Genomic DNA, 26475 nt, shown 5'->3' on the forward strand with positions numbered 1-26475 from the left:
ATCACCCCGCTATAATTGCGCTCATTCCCTCTTCACCCGACGATGACACTCTTGCAACAGGATACGATCATAGCTAGTGATACGGTCATGAACAGTGGCACACTGGTCAGCGATACCCTCATCGTGCGCCAGTTGGGCGTACAGCCTTACGAACCAGTGTCGCAGGCTATGCATACCTTCACCGAACAGCGGGACAGCCACAGCGTTGACGAATTGTGGCTGGTACAACACCTACCGGTCTTTACCCAGGGGCAGGCGGGCAAAGCCGAGCATGTTCTGATGCCCGGCGACATCCCGGTGATTCAAAGTGACCGCGGCGGTCAGGTGACCTACCACGGCCCCGGCCAGCAAGTGATGTATGTGCTTATCGATATCAAACGCCGCAAAGTTGGCGTGCGTCAGCTGGTAACCGCAATCGAAAATACCGTCGTCAATACGCTGGCGCATTATGCCGTTGACGCACACGCCCGTCCTGACGCCCCTGGCGTTTACGTCGGCGAACGGAAAATCTGCTCACTGGGCCTGCGTATCCGTCACGGCTGCTCGTTTCACGGCTTGGCGCTGAACATTGCGATGGACTTGTCCCCTTTCCTGCGTATTAACCCTTGCGGTTACGCTGGGATGGCAATGACTCAACTCAGCGAGCTGGTTCCCGGTGTAACGGTAGCTGATGCCGCGCCAGTGATGGTGAACGCGTTTATGGAACTGCTGGATTACCGTCAGCAGGAATGGCTGGAGTGGAACTGGACGCAGCAAGGGGCTCCACGCCCACAGAGCACGCCTGACGCAGCCCGACGCTGTTAAGTTACATTTTATTTACATTATTTCTGTATTTTGTCCCTCAATGGCTGCTCGTGGGCAGCCATTGATGATATAATTTTGTGAGCTTTTTAAAAAAAAGTTTAACAACACACGTAATCCAATGAGTTTTATATAAACTCATAACAGCGATTCAGAACTGGAAATTACGCAAACATGAGTAAACCGATTCAGATCGAACGTGGCGTCAAATACCGCGATGCAGACAAAATGGCCCTGATCCCGGTACGTACTGTCGTCACCGAGCGTCAGGAGATGCTCCGCAAGCCGGAATGGATGAAAATCAAATTACCCGCGGACTCCAGCCGAATTCAGGGCATCAAGGACGCCATGCGCCGTAATGGTCTGCACTCGGTTTGCGAAGAAGCATCCTGCCCTAATCTGGCGGAGTGCTTCAACCACGGCACCGCCACGTTTATGATCCTCGGTGCCATCTGTACCCGTCGCTGCCCGTTCTGCGATGTCGCCCACGGACGCCCACTGACCCCGGATGCCAACGAGCCAGAAAAACTGGCCCAGACCATTCACGATATGGGACTGCGCTATGTGGTGATCACCTCGGTTGACCGCGATGACCTGCGTGACGGCGGTGCTCAGCATTTTGCCGACTGCATCAGTGCTATTCGCCGTAAAAGTCCGAGTATCAGAATTGAAACGCTGGTGCCAGATTTCCGCGGCCGTATGGATCGGGCTTTGGATATTTTGACCGCCACGCCGCCAGACGTATTTAACCACAACCTGGAAAACGTACCGCGCCTCTATCGTCAGGTACGTCCAGGTGCCGATTACGATTGGTCGCTGAAGCTGCTGGAAAAATTCAAAGCGGCTCATCCCGATATCCCAACAAAATCAGGTCTGATGGTTGGCCTGGGCGAAACCAACGATGAAATTCTGGATGTAATGCGCGACCTGCGCCGCCACGGGGTAACCATGCTGACGTTAGGTCAGTACCTGCAACCCAGCCGTCACCACCTGCCGGTACAACGTTATGTGCCGCCGGAAGAGTTTGAGGAAATGAAGGCGGAAGCGCTGGCAATGGGCTTTACCCATGCGGCCTGCGGTCCGTTCGTTCGTTCGTCTTACCACGCCGATTTGCAGGCCAAAGGAATGGAAGTCAAATAACGGGTGACAACCCGTAACATTCCATTACAAAAAATACAGGAACGACAAAAAGCGGACGGTTAACCCCTCCGCTTTTTTTATTGTGATGCCTGTCAGCGCTGATAATTATTCTTTAGAACGCTTTTCGCTGATAGCAGTCGGATGTTCATCCTGAGTGGAAGCCGTTGGCTGTTCATCACTCATGGATTTCTTGAAACCTTTGATAGCGGCACCCAGATCACTGCCCAGAGTGCGCAGTTTATTGGTGCCAAACAGCAGAACAATCAAGGCGCCAATCACTAAGAGCTTGGTAATACTGATACCTTCCATACATACCTACCTGATAATGTGAGCTGGAAAAGCCAGCGCGCTTTACATAGCTCTTTTTTAAGTCGACACACCGGATAAGGCAATGGTTATCTGTAACAAAGTACGACGTTCATCACCCGTCGCTGTGTTTTATCCGGGACGTAATATACCTTGCTGTTATCGTAGTACAGGCGGCTTAAAGCGGTTGTGATGTAGCACAGGTAACTGGCGACGAACGGCCTGAATACGCTCCAGCGTCAGCTCCGTCAACAACAATTCAGGCTGTTCAGCGGCCTGAGCGATAACCACACCCAGCGGATCCACCACCATGCTATTGCCGATGTTCCTGTCGCTACACTCCCCTGTCGCGACCAAATAACACGTGTTCTCCAATGCCCGTGTTCTCGCTAGCAACTCCCAGTGCGCTTCTTTCTGCGGGCCTTTTACCCAGGCAGCGGGCACCACCAGCACATCAGCGCCATTGACCGCCAATTGGCGCGCCATCTCAGCAAAGCGGATGTCGTAGCACACCATCAACCCGACGCGCATTCCGGCCACCTCCACCACCGGTGGCAGAGTTGTTCCTGGCGTCACCCGTCGGGACTCCTGTACCGAAAATGCGTCATACAAATGCAGCTTATGATAGTGAACCAACACTTCGCCCCGTCGGATAACCAACAGCGTATTATGCACACGTCCATCCGCCGCAGGCGTATGTAGAGTCAATACCACACTGATATCCAGCGACTGGCTGGCAGTCAGCAGTTGGCTGACAAACGGGCCGGTGATCGGCTGGGCACAACCGACACCCCATTCTGGGTCTGTATTATCTCTCGCCAGAACCGCCTCCGGCAGCACCAGCAGGTCAGCGCCAGCAGACTCGGCCTGTACCATTAATGTTATGCACGTCTGGGCATTGTCTTGCCATAGACGTTGTACGGCAAACTGACCAAGCGCCACTTTCATATCTGGCTCCTTCATACATGGCAAGCGGATACATTTGGTAAAACTACCACGGCTACAAAAAACATCACCATACAGGTAAACTTTTATAGCCAGTAATGGAGATGACATTCCTCCATAACCGCCCTTCCGGCTGATGATGTCTGCGAGTCCCTCAATCGGGCGTGCCCTTTCGAGATTAGCCCAACTTACCCTTGAATGAAAAGGTGACTATGTATAGTACGTTACTTGCTGTTTTTATTGGTGGCGGGATTGGCAGTGTCGCACGCTGGCAACTCAGTGTACGCTTTAATACCCTGTTTCCTCAGATTCCTGCTGGTACTCTGCTGGCCAACCTGCTCGGTGCTTTCGTTATCGGTGCGGCTATGAGCTATTTCATACGCCAGCCCGACCTTCCGCCACAATGGAAAATGTTGCTCACCACCGGTTTTTGCGGCGGTCTGACGACATTCTCTACTTTTTCCTACGAAACGGTGACCTTGCTACAGAGTGGTGAATGGACCGCAGCACTGTTTAATTTACTGCTCAACCTGCTAGGTTCGCTGATCATGACAGCGCTAGCATTCGCGCTGGTAGGCTGGCTAAGCGCCCACTGAGAGATAAGACAGGAAAAACACAAAATAAAAACCCGCCATCAGGCGGGTTTTTCAGGAAATCGGTATAATTAAATAGCGATAACGTTAGCAGCAGAAGGTCCTTTAGCGCCGCTGGTGATTTCAAACTCTACGCGCTGACCTTCAGCCAGGGTTTTGAAACCGTTGCTCTGGATAGCAGAGAAGTGAACGAATACGTCCTTGCTGCCATCTTCCGGAGTAATGAAACCGAATCCTTTGGACTCATTAAACCACTTAACGCTACCTTTAATCTTAGACATCAAACTTACCTTTACATGAATGAACGACACAAAATCTGTGTCAAACACAGTACAGCAAGTAGCGGCGCATTTGTCCAGCCGAACATCACCAAAAAGTGACAAAACATGATAAAAAAGCGAACTGACTCCATTCACCCAGCATTTTTATAACCCACAACCACATTCCTTGGCATCTTACACGCTGTTAGCTACCACACCATGCGATGCACGTGCTGATAGCGGCATGTTTTGCTTAGGTCATGAGCCAGGCTAGCACTGGGAAAGCAAAGGCAAATAATAGCCTCTTTTATTTACTCAGGCTTCCTCATTTCACCACTTTATCCCCGGCAGCAAATCGAAAAACATGAGAGAAAAAGTGAGATACTCATCACAAAAATGAGAAGAAAAAAACGGAATAAAATGGGGGAGTTTAGGAATAACACACACACCTTAAGCGAAAATTAATTTTTAAAAATCAGTCGATTAAAACCATCCTCTGTCACATAAAAAAAGCAGCAATCCGAGGATTGCTGCTTTGGTGAGACTAAATTAGGGACCTGGTGACTAATGACAGTAAATAAATTTGTACTAGTCTAAATACATCAGCAATTACTTACGCAGCATTGCGTCGATGAAGCTTTTCCAGTTGTTGAGTTCGACTTCGATCATGATGGTAGCTCCTTAGAGATTTGTTGTCTTACGGGGTTATTATACGCTTCTTTTTTAGCCAAGATAAAGACTTTGGGGCGCAAAAATGTGCTCTCTTTCGCATTTCCGAAACATACCCAGCAAACTCAACCCCATGATTTCTTAAGATAATTTTAATCTCCTGCCCCATCTGACGTTTATACTGTATGCTTTTTTGCCCTTGAGACATGAAAAGTAACGGATTTTACCCATGACCATCATCCTGTACGGTATTAAAAACTGCGATACCATAAAAAAAGCCCGTCGCTGGCTGGAAGACCATCAGATTGACTACCGTTTTCATGACTATCGAGTTGACGGACTGGAAGCGGAACGCCTGCAGTCTTTTATCGATCGCACAGGCTGGCAACCGTTGCTGAATACCCGAGGCACCACCTGGCGTAAACTGGAAGAGGCGTACCGTAACACCATCAATAATGAAGCGGCAGCAAAAACTGTTATGCTGGAGCAGCCCGCGTTGATCAAACGCCCGTTGCTGGAAAGCGATGATGGGAAAACCCTGCTCGGTTTCAGTGACGACAGCTATCAGCAATTTTTTACGGAGAACACCTCACATGTCTTGCCCGGTAATTGAACTGGCCCAGCAGCTCATCAAACGCCCGTCTCTCAGTCCGGATGATGCCGGTTGTCAGGCTCTCATGATTGAACGCCTGCAAGCCATCGGCTTCATCGTCGAAAAGCTGGATTTCGGTGATACCCAAAATTTCTGGGCCTGCCGTGGTCAGGGAAAAACACTGGCGTTCGCCGGTCATACCGATGTCGTGCCTGTGGGTGATAATAGCCACTGGCAGACGCCACCGTTTGAACCCGCAATTCGTGACGGCATGTTGTACGGTCGTGGTGCAGCAGACATGAAAGGCTCACTGGCAGCGATGGTTGTGGCGGCAGAACGTTTTGTCGCTGCACACCCTAATCATCAGGGTCGACTGGCGTTTCTTATCACTTCCGACGAAGAAGCCAGTGCTGTCAACGGCACCGTCAAGGTCGTGGAAACGCTGATGGCGCGTCAGGAGCGGTTGGACTACTGTCTGGTCGGCGAGCCGTCCAGTACCGATCGGGTTGGTGACGTAGTGAAAAACGGTCGACGCGGCTCTATCACCGCTAATCTGCGAGTTCATGGCGTTCAGGGCCATGTTGCCTACCCGCATCTGGCGGATAACCCGGTACATCGGGCCATGTCGGCACTGAATGAACTGGTGGCGACCGTCTGGGACCAGGGCAACGAATTCTTCCCCCCCACCAGTATGCAGATAGCCAACATTAACGCCGGCACCGGTAGCAATAACGTCATTCCCGGCGAGCTATACGTGCAATTCAATTTCCGCTTCAGTACTGAGCTGACCGATGAACTCATTAAACAGCAGGTCAAAGCGCTGCTTGATCGTCACCAGCTTCACTACACGCTGGAATGGCAACTGTCCGGTCATCCGTTCCTGACAGGCCGTGGTGAACTGGTGGATGCGGTGGTCAACGCCGTTGAACACTACAGTGAAATCACCCCGCAACTTCTTACTACTGGTGGCACCTCAGATGGTCGCTTTATTGCCCGCATGGGCGCACAGGTGGTGGAGCTGGGGCCAGTCAACGCCACGATTCATAAAGTGAACGAGTGCGTCAGCGCCGCCGATCTGCAACTGCTGAGTCGCATGTATCAGCGCGTTATGGAGCAATTGGTCGCATGATGTCTTCCGCCTGCCTGACCGGCAAAAGTGACCGTCATCTGGTGGCGCTAAGCGGGTCGCATCGTCTGCAACCCGACGCAGTCACCGCATTTACGGCCATGCAGCAGGCAGCGCGACAAGATGGATTCAACCTGCAACCTGCCAGTACATTTCGGGATTTTGAGCGCCAGCGGCAAATCTGGAACGGCAAGTTTACCGGCCAACGCCCGTTGCTGGATCAACACAGCCGACCGCTAGACGCGCTCTCGCTAGACGAAGGCGCGCGTTGCGAGGCTATCCTACGCTGGTCTGCGCTACCAGGCGGCAGCCGTCACCACTGGGGAAGCGATCTGGATATTTATGACCCTGACCGCTTGCCCACCGGCCAAAAACTGCAATTGGAACCATGGGAATACCAGCCGGGCGGTTACTTTGCCGAACTCAGCGACTGGCTGACCGAACACATGGCCGCATTCGGCTTTTACCGGCCATTCGCGCAGGACACCGGTGGCATCGCCATTGAACCCTGGCATCTCAGCTATGCACCGCTGGCCCGCCTCGCCATGGTTCAGCTGATGCCGGAACACATTCTGCAAGCCTGGCAAGGCGAAGACATTGCCGGTCGGCACTGGCTGGAACCAAATCTACCGATGTTGTTCCAACGCTTTATACTGTCTGTTGAGGCACAATAACCCCGTTAACACGGGATATCTGTCTATGAGGAACAACCATGGGATGGCTGGCTGATTACTGGTGGGTAATATTGCTGGTGTTACTGGGAATGCTGGTCAATGGTATCAAGGAACTGAGCCGTCTTGATCATAAACGTTTTCTGCATGACAAACCGCCGTTGCCGCCGCACCGCGACAATAATGCACAGTGGGACGACGAAGACGATTGGCCGCAGAAAAAACCCTGACCCTGCACACTGAAAACCACGAGGCCGGACCGCATAATAGCGACCCGGCCTCATTTTTATACTGACTTTCTTGCTTATGACGGTAAGCGTCTGGTTAACCGGCTAACAAAATATCAGTCGGTCAGCGAAATGCCACCAGTTCACCGCGCGCGCCCATCACCGCTTCATCCCAGAAGCGTTTCGGGATGTAATGATGCAGCCGATCCAGCGCGTTCTCCATCATACGACCATCAATGGCATGTCCCAGCTGCGGCACCAGATCCAACGTGAAATCCGACCCTTGGGCGCGCAGACTCTGTGCAGCCTGACGAGCATGATCCGCCACAATCACCGGGTCCTCCTCGCCATGAATCAGGTGAACCACAACATCATACAGCGGCTGCTCCGGCAATGTGGCAAAGCGACCGCTAAACGCCACCGCCCGCCCGGCCAGATTTTTCTCCGCTTTTAATGCTTCAAGGATCATGATCGACCCTTGAGAAAAACCGATCAACGCAGTGTGGGAATAATCGATTCCCGTGGTTTCCTGCCAGTAGCGAACGGTTTCGATAAACCGTGGCATAATAGCGTTGACGCGACGAGCGCGATTCTCCTCGGTGACACCTTGTACCGAAAACCATTGGCGCCCTTCGCCCAGACCAATCGCTTCTGGACCGCCAACACTGATAACCTGAGCCATCGGGAACGATTCGGCAAAATAACGGCCGATCTGCCCCATGGAAGCCGGATTGTCGCCTACGCCATGAAATAGCAAAAATAACTGCTTAGGTGAAGATGGATTTTGCACCACAAAATAGTCATGCTTCATATCGCCTCTCCTGCGGTTACCTTCAGGGGAAACCGTCTGTTCAAAAAATTTCAGTTGTCACTATACGCCCCTCGATAGCGGGTCAATATTGAGGTTTATTGAACAAGTCATTCCATTATCCTGTATCAGGATCAGTGTATATGAACGCAGGAAATCGGCTGGCTGAATCACAGTCCAAGTTACAAAATTGTGATCGCTACCACTTGAAATGAATTTTGAAAAGGGAACCACTTTTTTCGCTATGACACGATTCTCGTTATAAAACGATTCGTGCTATCAAACCACTCTCGCGATAATGCAGTTTTCTTTATAAAACAATGTCATGCCAATGCTGCCACTCAGCGTCATCCAACTGACGCAACGCTTGGGCCGCTTCCGCCCGCCAGCGCTGAACCAGTGCCTTTCTCCCTGACAGTTGAAGCTGCTGAACGCACTCCGCCACACTTCGACCTTGCTCAAGCCATAGCCTCAGGGCAATTAATGCCAGCGGCGATCGCATCATCAGGCGCGACAACGCCCCCTGACAAGCTTCAGGTGGACGATGAGCCATAGCAAACCCCATCAGATTACGCCAGTCATCCGCCGTGAGCACTTGCTCCTCCACCCGTGGTAGCGCCAGTGTTAATGGGATATCTCGCCGCAGCCAAAACCAGTCCCGCGTTAACTCACGGTACGCTGACGCGGCCAGCGCGCTACCCGCCTCGCTGAGCGGAAGCAACGCCATTGCACTGTAACACCCGCTACTGGCGTCAATATGGCTGCCGATACGCGCCAATTGAAACCCACAGCGCTGCCAGAATTGCCACAATGTCGGCTGAAAACCGAAGCTAACCGACAGAAAATCCAACTGTTCCTGCTGCGCCTGTTGCTGCTGTTCACGAACCAGAGCCTGGCCGATACCCTGACCACGCAGTGCCGCCAGCACGGCTATCCGGCTGATGCGACGTGACCGCAAGACCGGTGCCTGCCACTGGTTACCGTGCGCCGCCAGAGACTGTGCCACCAGATTTCCTCTCGGCCGACGTCGCCCGGCCCAAACGTCTTGCGCCAGTGTCTCCGGCAATCCACCTTCATCAACCAACCAGATAACACCGCCGACCTGCCCTTCGACACCAGCGCTGGCGATATGCATACCAGGAGCATCCAGCAAGCGGCGTAAATCCAACGGCGAGGTACGGTAATGGGCGCTGCATAACAATCCATAACACCCGGCAAGGCGTTCAGGCTGATGCAGCCAGTCGTCTCGCTGCTCCTGCCGAATCGTCGGCACCCCGGCTAGCCGTTCCGGCACCTGCTTTTCGGCGTCAAATAACATGACCCGATCGACGATATTCTCCAGCGGATCCTGCACTGCCCAGCGCAGTGGCTCCGTCAGTTCAATCGATTGCCAATCCGGCAGCGACGCACAGAATTTCAGCAGAAAACCACGCCCCGTCCCCTCATACCCTTGTACCGTGGTTGTCATCACCACACGATGGAAAAACGGCAACAACGCCTGCAATAACGGCGCAGGAATCGCCGCGGCCTCATCGATCAACAACCACGCGACCGGTGGTACACCATGCTGCCGACAAAACGCCAGCAGCGCGTCTGGAGCCAGGAACGTAGCCCTGTCTCCAGCCTGACGCAACAGGATCTCGCTGGCAGCACGCGATGGCGCGGTTACCCAGCAATCCCCTTGACACTGACGCGCCAGCATACCTGCCAGTGTAGACTTGCCGCGCCCACGCGGCGCGGTGATCACTGACACCGCACAGGGGCTGTGCAGTAACTGCTGCAATATAGCCTGCTGACTGGGGGTAGCCTCACCGGTAGCGGACTGCCAGTCCAAACGGTCATGGGGAGGAGCGATCACCGGCTCGGTATCCTGCTGGTGCCACAGCACAACCTCGTCATCGCTCAACAGCTGATACTGAGCCTGACGGATAAATCGAGGGGTGGCTATCGGCTCCGGTTGCTCACTCCAACGCAGGCTGTCAGCATCCTGACTATCGGGCCAGTTGTCCCACTCCGGAACTAACAGAAGCAGCCAGCTACCCGCGCTGAGAGCACCAGCCAGCATCGCCAGCGCTTCTGCATCCAGACCGCTGCGGGCATCAAATACAGCATGTCGAAACTCCTGGCCCAGCACACCACGTACATTCCGGGGTGGGATCGCCGTGGTTCCTTCCGGCGCGGAGGCACTGACCCACAGCCAATCGCCGGGTAACAAAGCACTCAGGCGCTGTGCCTGAGCGCAGCACCAATCAGGTCGGCCGCTCAGCACCAGCAGACGACGAATGCCGTAACGTTGCTGATATTGCTGGCTGACAACAAAAGACTCCATGAGCGCCCCGAAGAAAACTTAGCCTTTGCCGATCAACAGTGACAACAACCCTGCGGCAATCAATGGCCCCACCGGCACACCTCGGAATAACGCTACGCCCATCACAGTACCGACCAGCAGACCGGCTACCACCGACGGCTGATTACTCATCAGCGTTACCCCTCGCCCCCCCAGCCAGGAGACAGCGACACCGATCGCTACAGCCAACAACGATTTCCAGTGCAGAAACGAGTGGAGTACATCACCAGCGGAAATCTTGCCGCTGGCAATCGGTGCCATCACCCCGATAGTCAGCACCAGCACCCCGAATGACAGACCATATTTTTCCACCCACGGAAAATAGTGATTCAGCGGCGTGATGCGCACTACCACTAAAAACAGAATGGCCAGCGTCACGGTCATGTTCTGGCTGATAATGCCGAGAGCGGCCAGCGCCAGTAAAATAAGCAGAGTTGGGTCAAAAAAAGCCATGAAACATCCTTGCCGGAATCAGTCAATGCGTAGGCGGGAGATAATAACACTCATTGGACAGGGACAGCAGAGCGGCTGCAACGCCGCTGGGATAAACCGGCGGCAAACTCGGGGAGAAATGCATCGACTGCCCTCATCAGATGACAGACTCGTTCTGGCAACCGGAAACGAAGGCCGCCTGCCAGAACGTAAACGATTGCGCTGTTAGTCTAATTTAACGCCCAGACGGTGTGCGACTTCCTCGTAGGCTTCAATCAGGCCGCCCAGGCTCTGACGGAAACGGTCTTTATCCATCTTGTTCAGGGTTTCTTTGTCCCACAGACGGCTGCCATCCGGCGAGAACTCATCACCCAGCACCACTTCGCCTTTGAATAAACCGAATTCCAGCTTGAAGTCCACCAGAATCAGACCTGCATCGCCAAACAGCTTGCTCAGTACCTCGTTGGCTTTGTAGCTGAGCTCTTTCATCCGCGCCAGATTCTCTTCGCTTACCCAGCCGAAGGTCTTGCAGTAGGACTCATTCACCATCGGGTCGTGCATGGCGTCGTTTTTCAGGAACAAATCGAACAATGGCGGATTAAGGATTTCACCTTCCGTGATGCCCAGACGTTTAACCAGCGAACCTGCCGCACGGTTACGCACCACACACTCGACCGGCACCATTTCCAGTTTCTTCACCAGCACTTCGGTGTCAGACAACAGGCTCACCATCTGGGTCGGGATCCCGGCCTCTTCCAGCTTGGTCATGATGAAGTGGTTGAACTTGTTGTTCACCATCCCTTTGCGATCAAACTGCTCAATGCGAGCGCCATCCCCTGCTGACGTATCATTGCGGAACTCCAGCACCAGCAGATCCGGATCTTCCGTGGTGTAGACCGTTTTCGCTTTTCCGCGATACAACTCAGCTAGCTTTTGCATCTTTCATTACTCCACACAAGTAAGGGCCACCCGCACCGGGCCCGTTAATTGAACGTGTTGATAAATCCATCACGTTGATGACAAATGAAGAAGGGCCGGAGAACCCGACCCTTATACCCGTCATACTTCAAGTTGCATGTGCGTTGGCTTTCCTCGCTCACCCCAGTCACTTACTTAAGTAAGCTCCTGGGGATTCGCTGCGTCGCCGCCTGCCTGCAACTCGAATTATTTAGGATATATATTCTTGCGTTTTACGACTTGCTAAACGCGGCCTGCAACACTGCGACCAGCGCGTCGTTTTGCGACTGGCTTAGCGTATGTCCTTTCGAGTCGATAAATTGCAGCGTGCTGCGGTTACCCAAATCGCCGACCTGCAGCTTATAGTCACCGTTCGACAATTCAGGGTCACGCGCCCCCAGTTCATTCCAGGTACTGCTGCCCGGTGCCTTATAGCTGACAGACACAGAACCTTGCGGACGGCTGCGATCGCTGATGGTCATACCGACCTTCTCCAGCGTCTTCGGCAGACGATCCCATACCTGATTGTAGGAACCACGCACCACCAGCAACGGCAGGCCGGAATCATCGGCACCGCTCTGGACATTCAACTGCTGGCTGTTACGGCTGGCCTGTGCGCTGTCGTTATCATTCAGACGTTTGTCCAGCTCGTCGGACAGCGTATTGAGCATCAGCGCGGTATAACGCTGAATTTCGCTGCTTTCCGTCACCGGGCTGGTGTTCTGCTGCAAATCCAGCAGTTTCACCGTCAACGCCAGCTGATACCCCTGCGTCTGCAGGCTTATCTGATAACGCGCCTGATGCGCCACATCTTCGTCTTCACGCTTCCAGTTGACCCAATCGGTCGTCAGCGTCCGGCTGGCATCCTGACGGCTGGCGATCGTATAGCCTTTTGACTGGAGAACCTGCGTCAGCACCGCCCACAGGCTGCTGTTACGCGCATTATTTTCCAGCAGCAGCGTAGCGCTATTGCCGGAAACCTGACCGCGGGAACCATTCAACAAAGCCAATGGCTGCATCGGCGGACGAATATCCAGCGCCTTGCCTACCAACCCATTCTGGTTGACCGGCGGAACCTCATAATCCCCATTTTGCAAAGGCAGAATCAAGCCGGACGGCACATTCAGCGCCCGATGCTCGGGGGTTTTCAGATAGGATTCATCGCCGTTGACCTGACGCTTGTAGCGTTGATCGCTGGTACAGGCGGCCAGCAACATGATCAGCGAAACACCGACAACTTTTGCCACCATCGACTTTTGCAATGAAGAACTCATCAAATCTCCCTAACGGTTACAGCAGACCCGCCTGCTTCATAGCCTGCTCCATCACATCACGACCGGCATCGGTCAGCGGTGTCATCGGCAGACGAAGCGTGTCGGTCGCCATCAATCCCAATGCCTTACAGGCCCATTTCACCGGAATCGGATTGGGTTCAACAAACAGTTTCTGATGCAACGGCATCAGACGCTGATTCAGACGGCGGGCTTCAACGAAATTCCCTTGCGCCGCCAACTCGCACAACGCCGCCATTTCGCGGGCTGCGATGTTGGCAGTCACGGAAATCACGCCGTCGCCACCCAGTTGCATGAAGTCCAGCGAGCTGGCGTCGTCGCCGCTCAGCAGGATGAAATCTTCATGAACCAGCTCTTGGATCTGACTGACCCGGCTTAAGTTCCCGGTTGCTTCCTTAATGGCGACAATATTTTTGATTTCTGACAACCGGGCGACGGTTTCCGGCAACATGTCACAACCGGTACGGGACGGCACGTTGTAGAGGATCTGCGGCAGGTCGGTATGCTCGGCAATCGCCTTGAAGTGCAGGAACAGGCCGTTCTGCGTCGGCTTGTTGTAATACGGCGTCACGGTCAGGCACCCGGCCACGCCCGTGTCGTTGAAACGCTGGGTGAGGGAAATCGCCTCAGCGGTCGAATTAGCGCCAGTACCGGCAATAACCGGGATACGGCCATCGCTCAATTCCAGCGTCAGCATCACCACGTCGCCATGCTCATCGTGGCTCAAGGTGGCGGACTCGCCGGTGGTTCCCACCGACACAATCGCGGAAGTTCCGCTAGCGACATGATAATCAATCAGTTTTTTCAGGCTTGCACGATCAACGGCACCTTTGTCGTCCATCGGCGTAACCAGAGCAACAATACTACCCGTAAACATTGGCCATCCCCTCCACAAACAAGTGCTTCATGGTACTTTTGACTTCTATGCAAAAGCAAGCTTGCAACCGCGGTTGTCAGCGCTTGGCAGGTGGTTTTTTTTATGTTTACCATGTTACTCCCAACATTTTGTACAGGAAGCACTATTTTGCCGCGCCCACAAGAACACTATCTGGTCATTACCGCGTTGGGGACCGACCGTCCCGGTATCGTCAACACGATTACCCGCCACGTCAGCAGTTGTGGCTGCAACATTGAAGATAGCCGACTTGCGATGCTGGGCACGGAGTTCACCTTTATCATGTTGCTGTCCGGCAGTTGGAACGCGATTACGCTCATCGAATCCACCCTGCCGCTCAAGGGTGCCGAGCTGGATTTGCTGATCGTGATGAAACGCACCGAATCGCAGTCCCGCCCGCCGATGCCCGCCACCGTCTGGGTCAAGGTGGATGTGGCTGATTCACCACACATCATTGAACGCTTTACCGATCTGTTCGATTCGCATCAAATGAATATCGCTGAGCTGGTGTCCAAAACCCGCCCCGCCGATGGCGATATGCCGCCGCAACTGTACATCCAGATTACGGCGCACAGCCCGGCCATGCTGGCAGACTCAATTATTGAGCCAGCCTTTCATCAGCTATGTACAGAACTGCACGCGCAAGGCAGTATTAGCGTTGTGAACTATCCACACGTTGTGAACTATCCACAGCACGAAGAGAAAGATGGAGAGTAGTGATGACCACACTGAAAGCCGGTGATACTGCACCGAAATTTAGCTTGCCCGACCAGGATGGCGAACAAGTTAATTTGGCCGACTTCCAGGGACAGCGGGTGTTGGTGTATTTCTATCCCAAGGCCATGACACCAGGTTGCACCGTGCAAGCCTGTGGGCTTCGCGATAACATGGACGAACTGAAAACGCTCGGCGTTGAGGTTCTTGGCATCAGCACCGATAAACCGGAAAAATTGTCCCGCTTTACTGAAAAAGAGCTGCTGAACTTTACCCTGCTGGCTGACGAAGACCACCAGGTGGCAGAACAGTTCGGCGTCTGGGGTGAAAAAACCTTCATGGGGAAAACCTATGACGGTATTCATCGGGTCAGTTTCCTGATCAACGCAGAAGGTAACATCGAACATGTGTTCGATGATTTCAAAACCAGTAACCACCACGACATCGTGCTGAATTACCTGAAAGGTGCCTGAACCCTTTCCTTCTCTATTGTTGCCGGTGCAGCGTCTGATGCACCGGCAAACTGGCTTTCGCACCGTATTTTCCATTTTTTACGTCGTCTTTTCCCCTACTTGTGTTTCATTGTGTGCCGCCGCTGGCTAAGATGATGGCAATTCTTTCAGGCTGTACAGAAGGTTGCATCCGTTATGTCCTATCGGCTCAAACAGACGGTTATCGCCATGCTGGCAGGTGTGTTGCTGAGCGCAAGCCCGCAAGGTTTTCCAGCCAGCACACAGGAAAATCTGCCGGACATCGGCACCACCGCGGGTGGAACACTCAGCATCAACCAGGAACTGGTGATGGGGGATTTCTACCTGCGCCAGCTACGCGCCGGTGCGCCGCTGATTAACGACCCACTCCTGTTGCAGTACATCAACCAGTTGGGCGGGCGGCTGGTCAAGTCGGCCGACTCCGTGCGAACGCCGTTCCATTTCTTTTTGGTCAATAACGACGAAATCAACGCCTTTGCCTTTTTTGGCGGCAATGTGGTGCTGCATTCCGGACTGTTCCGCTACGTAGAGAGTGAAAGCGAGCTGGCCTCGGTACTGGCGCACGAAATCTCCCACGTGACCCAGCGCCATCTGGCGCGCGCGATGGAAGCACAGAAAACCAACGCGCCACTGGCCTGGGCCGGTGCTTTCGGCTCGCTACTACTGGCGATGGCAAACCCACAAGCCGGTTTCGCCGCGCTGAGCGGCACGCTGGCCGGTGCTCAGCAAAGCGTTATCAGCTTTACCCAATCCAATGAACAGGAAGCAGACCGTATCGGGATTCAGGTGCTGCAACGTGCCGGATTCGACCCGCAGGCCATGCCCAACTTCCTGCAACGGCTGGCAGATGCATCCCGTTACGCCACCAAACCGCCAGAAATGCTGCTGACTCACCCGTTACCAGAAAGCCGCCTGTCAGACGCTCGTAACCGTGCCAACCAGATGAAGTCTAGCCCGGTACATTCCTCGCAGGATTTTCTGTTCGCCAAAGCCCGCGTACTGGGCATGTACGGCTCGCAGGACAACCCCTATGGTGCCGCCTTGCTGGATAACTGGGCCAAAGGCAACGCACGCGAGCAACTGGCTGCCCAATATGGCCGGGCCATCCGCGCCTATCAGGCCAAGAAATACGATGACGCGCGCACCACATTACAACCGCTGCTGGACAAGTCACCGTCTAACCCCTGGTTTCTTGACCTGATGACCGATATTGATATCGGCCAACAGCGTGCCGATAAGGCGGTCGCTCGCCTACAGAAAGTACCGGATGTACAAGACAACCCGGTGTTGCAGCTCAACCTGGCCAACGCGATGGTGGAAAGTCACAAGTCTGCCGATGCCATCCGCATTCTGCGCAAATACACGTACACCCACCCGGATGATACAAACGGTTGGGACTTACTGGCGCAGGCTTGTGCCGCGCAAAACATGCGTAGCGAAGAACTGGCGTCCCGGGCAGAGAGTTTGTCGCTGAACGGCAAACTGGATCAGGCAATCCGCCTGTTAAGCAACGCCAGTTCGCAAAGTAAACTCGGCAGCATGGATCAGGCGCGCTACGACGCCCGCATCGATCAACTGCGAGCGTTGCAGCAGCGCTTCCGCCCTTATGAGAAATCCTGAAAAAGGTGAGTTGAATGACTAAACCGGTGACCATTTATCATAATCCCCGCTGCTCCAAGAGCCGCGAAACCCTGGCATTACTTCAGCAGCAAGGCATCGAACCGGAAGTGGTGCTGTATCTGGACACACCGCCAGATGCCGCCACGCTCGGTAACCTGCTCAAACAACTGGGTTTTGCCAGCGCGCGTGAACTGATGCGCCGTAAAGAAGAGCTATACCGCGAGTTGAATCTGGCCGACGAGAGCCTGACGGAAACACAGCTGATTCAGGCGCTGGTGGACCATCCCAAACTGATTGAACGCCCGATCGTTGTCGCCAACGGCAAGGCTAAACTGGGTCGACCGCCGGAGCAGGTGCTGGATATTCTGTGACGAGAGGCACTATAGACCGAGGATCTCTTTGACGAAAGGAATCGTCAGCTTACGCTGAGCGGTAATGGAAGCATGGTCCAGTTGATCCAACGTCATGAACAGCGTGCGCATCTCCCGATCCAGTCGTTTCAGCAGAAAACGGCTGACATCTTCCGGCAGTTCAAAACCACGTAGCCGGGCGCGTAACTGTAACGCTTCGCCTTTCTCTTCATCCGACAGCGGCTGTAAACGGTAGATCTGCCCCCAATCGAGACGGGACGCCAGGTCTGCCAGTTGCAGATTGATCTGACGAGGTGGACGATCACCGGTAATCAACAGCCGGGTGCGCCCGCCTTCCTGAATGCGGTTATACAGATTGAACATCGCCATTTCCCACACCTCGTCGCCAGCGATCGACTCGATATTGTCGATGCAGACCAACGCCAACTGTTCCATTCCTTCCAGCACGTCTGGAACAAAATAGGCGCGTTTATCCAGCGGCACATAACCGACCGCACGACCGAGGCGGGATAATTCTGCGCAGGCAGCATGTAATAGGTGGCTACGCCCGCCGCCTTCACGCGACCAGAAATAGATGTAGCTGCCATGTTCCTGATCCAGCGTCGTGTGGATAGCAGCCAGCAGAGACGTGTTTTCTCCCGGATAGAAACTGGCAAAAGTTTCGTCATCGGGTAAATAGAGTGGCAATGATAACTGTGCCGGAGTGTTCAGAAGCACCTCAAACCAAACAGGCAGGAAAACGAATCAAGTTTAGCATAGAAACCTTTTGCGATTGAACCGTCAACCGGCCGCTTCGCCGTCTGGCCCGCCAGCGCACCGGCGGGCCACGACATTACTGCGCAGAAGCCTTGTCGTCCGTCTCGTCAATCACCTCTTCTTCCTTACGGAATACGCTGATGACGCGAAACAGCAGACTCAGGAACACGCCCACTACGGTTGCCAGTGCCATGCCTTTTAACTCGACAGCACCCAGATGGATCTTCGCACCGCTAACACCGATGATCAGGATCACTGAGGTCAGAATCAGATTCTGCGCCTTGTTGTAATCCACTTTAGATTCGATCAGTACCCGGATACCGGACGCGCCGATAACCCCGTACAGCAGCAACGACACGCCACCCATCACCGGCACAGGGACGGCCTGAATCGCAGCGGCCAGTTTACCTACACAGGAAAGCAGGACAGCAAGCACCGCCGCACCGCCAATCACCCAGGTACTGTAAACCTTGGTGATCGCCAGCACGCCGATATTCTCGCCATAGGTGGTATTCGGCGTTGAGCCAAAGAAACCGGACAACATGGTGGACACGCCGTTGGCAAACAGGGAACGGTGCAGGCCTGGGTCGCGCACCAGATCTTTTTTCACGATATTGGCGGTCACGACCAGATGACCAATATGTTCGGCAATCACCACCAGCGCGGCGGGCAGCACCGTCAGCATCGCTACCCACTCAAAACGCGGCGTGTAGAATGTTGGCAGCGCAAACCAGTGAGCCTGAGCGATCGGTGCCAGATCCACCACCCCCATAAAGAAGGAGAGTGCATACCCCACCAATACCCCGATCAGAATCGGGATGATGGCCAGAAAACCGCGAAACAGCACGGACCCGAGTATGGTTACCCCCAGCGTCACCAGCGAAATGATGACGGTTTTGCTATCCATATCGGCACCCGCGGCAGGCAACAGCCCCGCCATGTTGGCAGCCACACCCGCCAGTTCCAGACCAATCACCGCGACAATCGCGCCCATCGCTGCAGGCGGGAAAATCACATTCAACCAACCCGTCCCGGCTTTTTTCACCAGCAATGCCACCAAACAAAACAGCGCACCACACAGGATGAAACCACCTAACGCCACTTCATAGCCCAGCGGTAACAGCAGCAATACCGGCGAAATAAAGGCAAAGCTGGAACCGAGATAAGCCGGAATCTTGCCTCTACAGATAAACAGATAAAGCAATGTGCCGATGCCGTTGAACAGCAGCACCGTCGCCGGGTTAACCTTGAACAGAATCGGCACCAGCACGGTGGCACCAAACATGGCGAACAGATGCTGGAAACTCAGCGGTATAGTTTGCAGCAGCGGGGGGCGTTCACTGACGCCGATGGCGCGACGAGTCATCGTGTTTTCCTCTGTACCTCAGACTGAAAAATACCGGGGAACCCGGCAGAAAGTTCAGCACCAACGCACTGGTGCTGAAAAAATGTCGCCATCCGTGGTATGCGTAAGCCACTCCGTCACACCAGCCGCGGCCGTGGCGTACGCAAAAAAAAGCCGACTCTACAGTCGGCTAAATATCATTTAGTACCAAACAGCTTGTCGCCTGCATCACCCAGGCCCGGCATGATGTAGCCGTGTTCATTAAGCCCCTTGTCAATCGAGGCGGTGTACAGTTCCACATCTGGGTGCGCTTTCTCCAGCGCGGCGATCCCTTCCGGTGCCGCAACCAGCACCAGCACCTTGATACTACGGCAACCCGCTTTTTTCAGCAGATCAATCGTCGCGATCATCGAGCCGCCGGTCGCCAGCATCGGGTCCACCACCAGCGCCATACGCTCATCAATATTGGAAGCCAGTTTCTGAAAATAAGGCACCGGCTCCAGCGTCTGTTCGTCACGGTACATCCCGACCACACTGATACGCGCGCTGGGCACGTTTTCCAGCACCCCTTCCATCATGCCAAGACCGGCACGCAGAATCGGCACCACAGTAATTTTCTTACCTTTGATCTGGTCTACTTCGACCGGGCCGCACCAGCCTTCGATGGTTACCTTTTCCGTTGCCAGGTCAGCGGTGGCTTCGTAGGTCAGCAAACTGCCGACTTCAGACGCCAGTTCACGGAAACGCTTGGTACTGACATCGTGTTCGCGCATCAGACCCAGTTTATGTTTGACGAGCGGGTGTTTCACCTCGACGATTTTCATTACTCTTTCTCCCCATCGGCAGTGGACGGCCAAAAAAATCGCGGGATTATACCGCTTTTTCGAAGGTACGCCATAGATTCAAGTCTGATCCAAATCAAGCCGAAACGGAAATTATTGCGAGCCAGTCCGCACACCGATGTGCAACGACTGTCAACCCGGCCAGCCGAAACCACCACAGGGTAAAGACACCGCTCGCAAACGTTTGCTTACGCTGTTAGAATTAGCGCGCTCCATTTTTTAAACCAATCGTAACCTCCGTGGGGACTCCGCAGTGACCGATAAAACCTCTCTCAGCTATAAAGACGCAGGCGTGGATATTGATGCTGGCAATGCATTGGTAGACCGTATCAAAGGTGTAGTGAAACAGACCCGTCGCCCGGAAGTCATGGGTGGATTGGGCGGTTTCGGTGCCCTGTGCGCCTTACCGCAAAAATACCGTGAACCGGTGCTGGTTTCCGGTACAGACGGTGTCGGCACCAAGCTGCGTCTGGCGATGGACCTGCAGCGTCACGATACGATTGGTATCGACCTGGTGGCGATGTGCGTCAACGACCTGGTGGTACAGGGTGCCGAACCGCTGTTCTTCCTGGACTATTACGCCACCGGCAAGCTGGATGTAGACACCGCAGCCCGCGTTATCACCGGTATTGCCGAAGGCTGTAAACAGTCTGGCTGCGCGCTGGTTGGTGGTGAAACCGCCGAAATGCCCGGTATGTACCACGGCGACGATTATGATGTCGCAGGCTTCTGTGTCGGCGTAGTGGAAAAAGCCGAGATTATCGATGGCAGCAAAGTACGTGAAGGCGACGCGTTGATCGCACTGGCCTCTAGCGGCCCGCATTCCAACGGCTACTCGCTGATCCGCAAGATCCTCGAAGTGAGCGGTGCTAACCCGGAACAGGTTCAACTGGATGGCAAACCGCTGGCTGACCATCTGCTGGCTCCGACCAAAATCTACGTCAAATCGGTACTGTCACTGATCGAAAACGTGGACGTTCATGCCATTTCTCACCTGACCGGTGGCGGCTTCTGGGAAAACATCCCACGCGTACTGCCGGAAGGTATGCAGGCAACCATCAACGAATCCAGTTGGCAATGGCCCGCAGTGTTCGAGTGGCTGCAGCAAAGCGGCAACGTCAGCCGCCATGAAATGTACCGTACCTTTAACTGCGGTGTCGGCATGATTATCGCCCTACCAGCGGATCAGGCGGAGAAAGCCATCGCCCACCTCAATGCCAACGGTGAAACCGCCTGGAATATCGGCGTCATTACCCGTACCAATGGCGGAGAGACAGTGGTTATTCAGTGATGAAAAACATCGTTGTCCTGATTTCAGGTCAGGGAAGCAATCTGCAGGCGTTGATCGACGCCTGTCAGAGCGGCCGCATCGCAGGGCGAATTACCGCCGTATTCAGTAACAATCCAGAAGCTTTCGGTCTGGAGCGTGCGCGCGACGCAGGTATTGCTGCTCACGCGTTGTTACCCGGCAATTACGCCAGTCGTAGCGATTTCGATGACGCGCTGGCTGCCGAAGTCGAGAAATATCAGCCCGACGTCGTGGTGCTGGCTGGATACATGCGTATCCTCAGTGCCGGATTTGTGGCGCGTTTCCCTGGCAAAATGCTGAATATCCATCCCTCGCTGCTGCCGAAATACCCTGGTCTGCACACCCATCGTAAAGCGTTGGAAAACGGCGACAGCGAGCACGGCACCTCGGTGCATTTCGTGACCGAAGAGCTGGACGGCGGCCCGGTGATCCTACAGGCCAGAGTGCCGGTTTTCTCCGATGACAGCGAACAGGACGTACTGGAACGGGTGCAAACACAGGAGCACAGCATCTACCCGCTGGTAGTGGGTTGGTTTTTGGCTGGGCGACTGGTGCTACGCGACAATCAAGCCTGGCTGGACGGTAACGTCATCCCAGCCAGCGGTTACGCCGCCGAGTAAACCGTTCCCACCCTACCCGCCCTGGCACTTTGCCGGGGCGTTTCTCTCAGTGATACTCTCCAGCACGCGTCGTCACGCTCGTTCGCCATCTGTCTTTCCAGATAATGACCTTCGTCACAAAGGTTACAGAATTGTATGTAACCGCTTTCATTGCTGTGACCTGACTCACGCAGTCTTTCCATAACGCCTGACAGAATAGGCTCGGACAGCTTGAGTGTCGGGGTCGCCCTCATGAACTTTTTCCTCTGTGGTGAGTATTGATGATTACCATCCGTGATGTCGCGCGCCAGGCAGGCGTTTCCATCGCCACCGTTTCCCGCGTGCTCAATAACAGCAGCTCGGTTACCCAGCAGACGCGCGACCTGGTTCTGCAGACGGTCGAGCAGTTAGGCTACCGCCCCAACGCCAATGCACAGGCGTTGGCCACCCAGGTCAGCGATACTATCGGCGTGGTGGTGATGGACGTGTCGGACCCGTTTTTCGGCGCGATGGTGAAAGCGGTAGATACCGTAGCGCAACGCTGGCAAAAACATGTACTGATTAACAACTCCTATCATCAGGAAGAAAAGGAGCGGCACGCCATCGAAGTGCTGATCCGTCAGCGTTGTAACGCTCTGATCGTACATGCTAAAGCGCTATCTGACGCAGAACTGACAGGTTTTATGGATCAGGTGCCAGGCATGGTGCTGATCAACCGATTGTTGCCGAATTATCCCCATCGCTGCGTGAGTCTTGATAATGTCAGCGGCGCAATGATGGCAACCCGAATGCTGTTACAACAAGGGCATCAGCGCATCGGCTATCTCCGCTCCAGTCACCCGATAGAGGACGTGACAGAACGCCTTACCGGCTGGCGACAGGCGTTGCAGGAACAAGGCATCGAGCCACCCGATGAGTGGATTGCCAATGGCGAACCAGACTTGCAGGGGGGCGAAGCGGCCATGGTGGAACTGCTGGGACGCAACCAACAACTGACGGCGGTATTTGCCTACAACGATGGTATGGCGGCGGGAGCACTGATGTCGTTGAAAGATAATGGTATTCCTGTGCCGGAGCGGTTTTCGGTCATCGGTTTCGATGATATTCCGATTTCCCGCTACACCGACCCACGCCTGACAACCATTCGCTACCCTATTGTTTCTATGGCAAAAATCGCTACAGAACTGGCACTAAAAGGCGCGGCCGGGCTGCTGGACCCCACCGCCAGGCACTGCTTCATGCCAACGCTGGTACGGCGGCATTCGGTGGCTCCCCGGTAAAATGTGGAGACGGTCACTAATTCATTCAAATCATCCATGTAACCGCTTTCAATTTGTGAGTAAATTCACAGTTAATTAACATTGTGCTCTCTATGATGAGGGCGTACTGCGGAAGACAGATGCCTTGTAACACGGCCATCCGGTCTGTTGAACCGTTCACCACCATCACGGCGGAAACGTTCACACTGTTGTTTAAGAATACATCGGTTTCAGGACGCATCGGTTTCAGGACAGATTGCCAGACGGTCGCCAGCCAACAGAGCCGGTACTATCTGCAAACAGGGAAGTCAGGCTTTAAGCGGGCCATGCCTGCAAAATCGTCAGCCCGGCATGATCATGCCACGCCGACGCTTACTAACTGACAGCCGCGCTACGTCTACCCCGAGTCGTGCGGCCGGACTGAGAACTACCCTGCATAAACCCGGAGATATCATGAATAAGAAGGTTTTCACTCTCACCGCCCTGGTTGCCAGCATGATGTTCGGGGCCGCCGCCCATGCCGCGGATACCCGTATTGGCGTCACCATCTACAAATACGATGACAACTTCATGTCGATGGTACGTAAGGACATCGAAAAAGAAGCCAAAGCTATCGGCGGTGTCGACCTGCTGATGAATGACTCGCAGAACGACCAATCCAAACAGAATGATCAGGTAGACGTACTGCTGGCTAAAGGCGTAAAAGCGCTGGCGATCAACCTGGTAGACCCAGCTGCGGCGGCGATTGTTGTGCAGAAAGCAAAAGCTGCCGACGTACCGGTGGTGTTCTTTAACAAAGAGCCGAACGCCAAAGTACTGGCTAGCTATGACAAAGCCTACTATGTCGGCACCGATTCCAAAGAGTCCGGTATCATTCAGGGCCAGTTGATCGCTAAACACTGGAAAGCCAACTCGTCATGGGACCTGAACAAAGACGGCACCATCCAGTACGCCCTGTTGAAAGGCGAGCCGGGCCACCCGGATGCGGAAGCCCGCACCAAATATGTGGTAGACACCCTGACCAAAGAAGGGCTGAAAGTCCAGCAGTTGCAGATGGATACCGCCATGTGGGATACCGCAATGGCTAAAGACAAGGTTGACGCCTGGATGTCTGGTCCTAACGCCGACAAGATCGAAGTGCTGATTGCTAACAACGACGCAATGGCAATGGGAGCTGTCGAAGCCCTGAAAGCCCACAACAAGAGCAGCATCCCGGTATTCGGCGTTGACGCCCTGCCTGAAGCGCTGTCGCTGATCAAATCCGGCGCCCTGGCGGGCACCGTGCTGAATGATGCGGAAAACCAGGCCAAAGCCACGCTGGATCTGGCGAAAAACCTGGCGCTGGGTAAACCGGCTGGCGAAGGCACCAACTTCAAGATTGAAAACAAAGTGGTACGCGTACCGTATGTGCCGGTTGATAAAGACAACCTGGCGCAGTTCATGAAGTAATCTCGTCGGGGCGCAGCAACCGTTGCGCCCCTACTGTTTGGACGAATGATTTTCTCAGCCAGGCAGTCATGTTCAGCCCGGCAACGTTTCAGCCAGGTAATTATTTCGACCAGGTAAAATATGACCAGTGACACTCTAACCACTCAGCGCGAATTCCTGCTGGAGATGACCGATATCAGTAAGTCATTTCCCGGTGTAAAGGCATTGGATAATGTCAACCTGAAGGTGCGCCCCCATTCCATCCATGCTCTGATGGGCGAAAACGGCGCAGGAAAATCGACGCTACTGAAATGTCTGTTCGGCATTTATCAGAAAGATTCAGGCAGCATTCAATTCCAGGGGCAGGAAGTCGATTTCAAAAGCGCCAAAGAAGCGCTGGAGAATGGTGTATCCATGGTGCACCAGGAATTGAACCTGGTTTTACAACGTTCGGTCATGGATAACATGTGGCTTGGCCGCTATCCGAAAAAAGGCTTGTTCGTCGATCAGGACAAAATGTATCGCGACACCAAGGCGATTTTCGATGAACTGGATATCGATATCGATCCGCGCGACAAAGTGGCCTCGCTGTCCGTGTCGCAAATGCAGATGATCGAGATTGCCAAAGCCTTCTCCTATAACGCCAAAATCGTCATCATGGACGAACCCACCTCGTCGCTGACGGAAAAAGAGGTGAACCACCTGTTCACCATCATCCGCAAGCTGAAGGAACGGGGCTGCGGCATCGTCTATATCTCCCACAAAATGGAAGAAATCTTCCAGCTGTGCGATGAAATCACCATACTGCGCGACGGTCAGTGGGTGGCAACCCAGCCGCTGGAAGGTCTGAACATGGACCAGATCATCGCCATGATGGTGGGCCGCTCGCTGACCCAGCGTTTCCCGGAGAAAACCAATACACCCGGCGAGGTGATGCTGGAAGTACGGGGCCTGACCTCGATGCGCCAGCCGTCAATCCGAGACGTGTCGTTCGACCTGCGTCAGGGCGAAATTTTGGGGATTGCCGGTCTGGTCGGTGCCAAACGTACCGACATCGTCGAAACGCTGTTCGGTATCCGCGAAAAACTCAGCGGCACCATCAAACTGCACGGCAAAGACATCAACAACCACACCGCTAACGAAGCCATCAACAACGGTTTCGCACTGGTAACTGAAGAGCGCCGCTCTACCGGTATTTATGCCTATCTGGATGTCGGCTTTAACTCGCTGATTTCCAACATTCACAAATACAAGAACAACCTCGGCCTGCTGGACAACAAGCGCATGAAAAGCGATGTGCAGTGGGTAATTGACTCGATGCGGGTAAAAACCCCCGGCCACCATACCGCCATCGGCTCGCTGTCCGGCGGTAACCAGCAGAAGGTGATCATCGGCCGCTGGCTGCTGACTCAGCCGGAAATACTGATGCTCGACGAACCGACCCGTGGCATTGACGTGGGTGCCAAATTCGAGATTTATCAGCTTATTTCCGAGCTGGCGAAAAAAGGCAAGGGAATCATCATCATTTCGTCTGAAATGCCGGAGTTGCTGGGCGTCACTGACCGCATTCTGGTGATGAGTAATGGCCTCGTCGCAGGCATTGTCGAAACCAAGAACACCACGCAGAACGAAATTCTCCGTTTAGCGTCGTTACACCTTTAATGATGCAAGGGCTGTTAC

Annotated in this window: 29 protein-coding genes and 1 riboswitch; of the genes, 16 read left to right on the top strand and 13 right to left on the bottom strand. The window is 54.1% G+C overall.

Annotated elements, in window-relative coordinates:
- The first annotated feature begins 87 nt into the window (after positions 1-87).
- On the top strand, positions 88-804 hold the full coding sequence (gene lipB / locus OB87_RS14385) for a lipoyl(octanoyl) transferase LipB (RefSeq protein WP_200884306.1): 717 nt from the start codon (positions 88-90) through the stop codon (positions 802-804).
- Between the two features lie 171 nt (positions 805-975).
- Positions 976-1941, top strand: coding sequence for a lipoyl synthase (lipA, locus tag OB87_RS14390; protein WP_033570110.1), 966 nt, complete (start codon positions 976-978; stop codon positions 1939-1941).
- Positions 1942-2046: 105 nt separating this feature from the next.
- Here lipA and tatA read toward each other — a convergent pair whose 3' ends face one another.
- Both tatA and OB87_RS14400 read right to left on the bottom strand, forming a co-directional pair.
- Positions 2047-2250, bottom strand: coding sequence for a Sec-independent protein translocase subunit TatA (gene tatA, locus OB87_RS14395; RefSeq protein ID WP_033570111.1), 204 nt, complete (start codon positions 2248-2250; stop codon positions 2047-2049).
- Positions 2251-2406: 156 nt separating this feature from the next.
- Positions 2407-3195, bottom strand: a complete 789-nt coding sequence (locus tag OB87_RS14400; protein WP_033570112.1) for a deaminated glutathione amidase — start codon at positions 3193-3195, stop codon at positions 2407-2409.
- 88 nt (positions 3196-3283) lie between these two features.
- Positions 3284-3345: riboswitch (Fluoride riboswitch) on the top strand.
- Between the two features lie 59 nt (positions 3346-3404).
- Here OB87_RS14400 and crcB point away from each other — a divergent pair.
- Positions 3405-3788 carry a fluoride efflux transporter CrcB gene (crcB, locus tag OB87_RS14405; protein ID WP_033570113.1) on the top strand — a complete coding sequence of 128 codons (384 nt, stop codon included), beginning with the start codon at positions 3405-3407 and terminating at the stop codon, positions 3786-3788.
- Between the two features lie 68 nt (positions 3789-3856).
- Here crcB and cspE read toward each other — a convergent pair whose 3' ends face one another.
- A complete protein-coding gene (gene cspE, locus OB87_RS14410) occupies positions 3857-4066 on the bottom strand; it encodes a transcription antiterminator/RNA stability regulator CspE (protein WP_009113827.1) in 210 nt (69 codons plus the stop codon).
- 588 nt (positions 4067-4654) lie between these two features.
- Complete coding sequence (gene ypfM / locus OB87_RS21185) at positions 4655-4714, bottom strand: protein YpfM (RefSeq protein WP_139348332.1); 60 nt, start codon at positions 4712-4714, stop codon at positions 4655-4657.
- Between the two features lie 229 nt (positions 4715-4943).
- Here ypfM and OB87_RS14420 point away from each other — a divergent pair, with 229 nt between their 5' ends.
- The 4 genes from OB87_RS14420 to OB87_RS14435 are packed head-to-tail and all read left to right on the top strand — an operon-like array spanning position 4944 to position 7333.
- On the top strand, positions 4944-5327 hold the full coding sequence (locus tag OB87_RS14420; protein ID WP_033570115.1) for an ArsC family reductase: 384 nt from the start codon (positions 4944-4946) through the stop codon (positions 5325-5327).
- Positions 5308-6435 (top strand): succinyl-diaminopimelate desuccinylase, encoded by a 1128-nt coding sequence (gene dapE, locus OB87_RS14425; protein ID WP_033570116.1) that lies wholly within the window; start codon positions 5308-5310, stop codon positions 6433-6435. The genes OB87_RS14420 and dapE overlap by 20 nt, the downstream gene beginning before the upstream one ends.
- Positions 6432-7106, top strand: coding sequence for a M15 family metallopeptidase (locus OB87_RS14430; RefSeq protein WP_033570117.1), 675 nt, complete (start codon positions 6432-6434; stop codon positions 7104-7106). Before dapE ends, OB87_RS14430 begins: the two co-directional genes overlap by 4 nt.
- Before the next feature lie 38 nt (positions 7107-7144).
- Complete coding sequence (locus OB87_RS14435; RefSeq protein ID WP_022632647.1) at positions 7145-7333, top strand: YpfN family protein; 189 nt, start codon at positions 7145-7147, stop codon at positions 7331-7333.
- A 121-nt stretch (positions 7334-7454) separates the two neighbouring features.
- Here OB87_RS14435 and ypfH read toward each other — a convergent pair whose 3' ends face one another.
- From ypfH to dapA, 6 genes are all read right to left on the bottom strand, one after another.
- Positions 7455-8141, bottom strand: coding sequence for an esterase (gene ypfH, locus OB87_RS14440; protein WP_033570118.1), 687 nt, complete (start codon positions 8139-8141; stop codon positions 7455-7457).
- A 307-nt stretch (positions 8142-8448) separates the two neighbouring features.
- The gene (locus OB87_RS14445; protein WP_033570119.1) at positions 8449-10467 is read right to left on the bottom strand and encodes a tRNA(Met) cytidine acetyltransferase TmcA; all 2019 of its coding nucleotides are present in this window, start codon (positions 10465-10467) and stop codon (positions 8449-8451) included.
- A gap of 18 nt (positions 10468-10485) precedes the next feature.
- On the bottom strand, positions 10486-10938 hold the full coding sequence (locus OB87_RS14450; RefSeq protein ID WP_033570120.1) for a DUF441 domain-containing protein: 453 nt from the start codon (positions 10936-10938) through the stop codon (positions 10486-10488).
- A 204-nt stretch (positions 10939-11142) separates the two neighbouring features.
- Positions 11143-11856, bottom strand: coding sequence for a phosphoribosylaminoimidazolesuccinocarboxamide synthase (gene purC, locus OB87_RS14455; protein WP_022632643.1), 714 nt, complete (start codon positions 11854-11856; stop codon positions 11143-11145).
- Between the two features lie 251 nt (positions 11857-12107).
- The gene (gene bamC, locus OB87_RS14460) at positions 12108-13148 is read right to left on the bottom strand and encodes an outer membrane protein assembly factor BamC (RefSeq protein WP_033570121.1); all 1041 of its coding nucleotides are present in this window, start codon (positions 13146-13148) and stop codon (positions 12108-12110) included.
- 16 nt (positions 13149-13164) lie between these two features.
- Entirely contained in the window at positions 13165-14043 is an 879-nt protein-coding gene (dapA, locus tag OB87_RS14465; protein WP_013316943.1) for a 4-hydroxy-tetrahydrodipicolinate synthase, read from the bottom strand.
- Between the two features lie 111 nt (positions 14044-14154).
- On the opposite strand from dapA, the gene OB87_RS14470 reads away from it, so the two are divergent.
- The 4 genes from OB87_RS14470 to arsC all read left to right on the top strand — a co-directional run bounded on the left by OB87_RS14470 (position 14155) and on the right by arsC (position 17257).
- Positions 14155-14778 carry a glycine cleavage system transcriptional repressor gene (locus OB87_RS14470; protein ID WP_200884308.1) on the top strand — a complete coding sequence of 208 codons (624 nt, stop codon included), beginning with the start codon at positions 14155-14157 and terminating at the stop codon, positions 14776-14778.
- A gap of 2 nt (positions 14779-14780) precedes the next feature.
- Entirely contained in the window at positions 14781-15248 is a 468-nt protein-coding gene (gene bcp / locus OB87_RS14475; RefSeq protein ID WP_033570123.1) for a thioredoxin-dependent thiol peroxidase, read from the top strand.
- A gap of 174 nt (positions 15249-15422) precedes the next feature.
- A complete protein-coding gene (gene bepA, locus OB87_RS14480; RefSeq protein ID WP_033570124.1) occupies positions 15423-16886 on the top strand; it encodes a beta-barrel assembly-enhancing protease in 1464 nt (487 codons plus the stop codon).
- Positions 16887-16900: 14 nt separating this feature from the next.
- The gene (arsC, locus tag OB87_RS14485) at positions 16901-17257 is read left to right on the top strand and encodes an arsenate reductase (glutaredoxin) (RefSeq protein ID WP_033570125.1); all 357 of its coding nucleotides are present in this window, start codon (positions 16901-16903) and stop codon (positions 17255-17257) included.
- Between the two features lie 9 nt (positions 17258-17266).
- On the opposite strand, the gene hda is transcribed toward arsC, so the two are convergent.
- The 3 genes from hda to upp form a co-directional block, all read right to left on the bottom strand.
- Positions 17267-17974, bottom strand: a complete 708-nt coding sequence (hda, locus tag OB87_RS14490; RefSeq protein ID WP_033570126.1) for a DnaA inactivator Hda — start codon at positions 17972-17974, stop codon at positions 17267-17269.
- 115 nt (positions 17975-18089) lie between these two features.
- Positions 18090-19379 (bottom strand): uracil permease, encoded by a 1290-nt coding sequence (uraA, locus tag OB87_RS14495; protein WP_033570127.1) that lies wholly within the window; start codon positions 19377-19379, stop codon positions 18090-18092.
- Positions 19380-19555: 176 nt separating this feature from the next.
- Entirely contained in the window at positions 19556-20182 is a 627-nt protein-coding gene (upp, locus tag OB87_RS14500; RefSeq protein WP_013316936.1) for a uracil phosphoribosyltransferase, read from the bottom strand.
- Between the two features lie 271 nt (positions 20183-20453).
- On the opposite strand from upp, the gene purM reads away from it, so the two are divergent.
- The 5 genes from purM to mglA all read left to right on the top strand — a co-directional run bounded on the left by purM (position 20454) and on the right by mglA (position 26457).
- Entirely contained in the window at positions 20454-21491 is a 1038-nt protein-coding gene (gene purM / locus OB87_RS14505) for a phosphoribosylformylglycinamidine cyclo-ligase (protein ID WP_033570128.1), read from the top strand.
- Positions 21491-22129, top strand: coding sequence for a phosphoribosylglycinamide formyltransferase (purN, locus tag OB87_RS14510; RefSeq protein WP_033570129.1), 639 nt, complete (start codon positions 21491-21493; stop codon positions 22127-22129). Before purM ends, purN begins: the two co-directional genes overlap by 1 nt.
- 260 nt (positions 22130-22389) lie before the next feature.
- Complete coding sequence (gene galS, locus OB87_RS14520; RefSeq protein WP_033570131.1) at positions 22390-23388, top strand: HTH-type transcriptional regulator GalS; 999 nt, start codon at positions 22390-22392, stop codon at positions 23386-23388.
- Between the two features lie 432 nt (positions 23389-23820).
- Positions 23821-24816, top strand: a complete 996-nt coding sequence (gene mglB / locus OB87_RS14530; RefSeq protein WP_033570133.1) for a galactose/glucose ABC transporter substrate-binding protein MglB — start codon at positions 23821-23823, stop codon at positions 24814-24816.
- Positions 24817-24936: 120 nt separating this feature from the next.
- Complete coding sequence (gene mglA, locus OB87_RS14535) at positions 24937-26457, top strand: galactose/methyl galactoside ABC transporter ATP-binding protein MglA (RefSeq protein WP_033570134.1); 1521 nt, start codon at positions 24937-24939, stop codon at positions 26455-26457.
- The last annotated feature ends 18 nt before the right edge of the window (positions 26458-26475 follow it).

It is taken from the genome of Dickeya undicola (assembly GCF_000784735.1).
Taxonomy (GTDB): domain Bacteria; phylum Pseudomonadota; class Gammaproteobacteria; order Enterobacterales; family Enterobacteriaceae; genus Dickeya; species Dickeya undicola.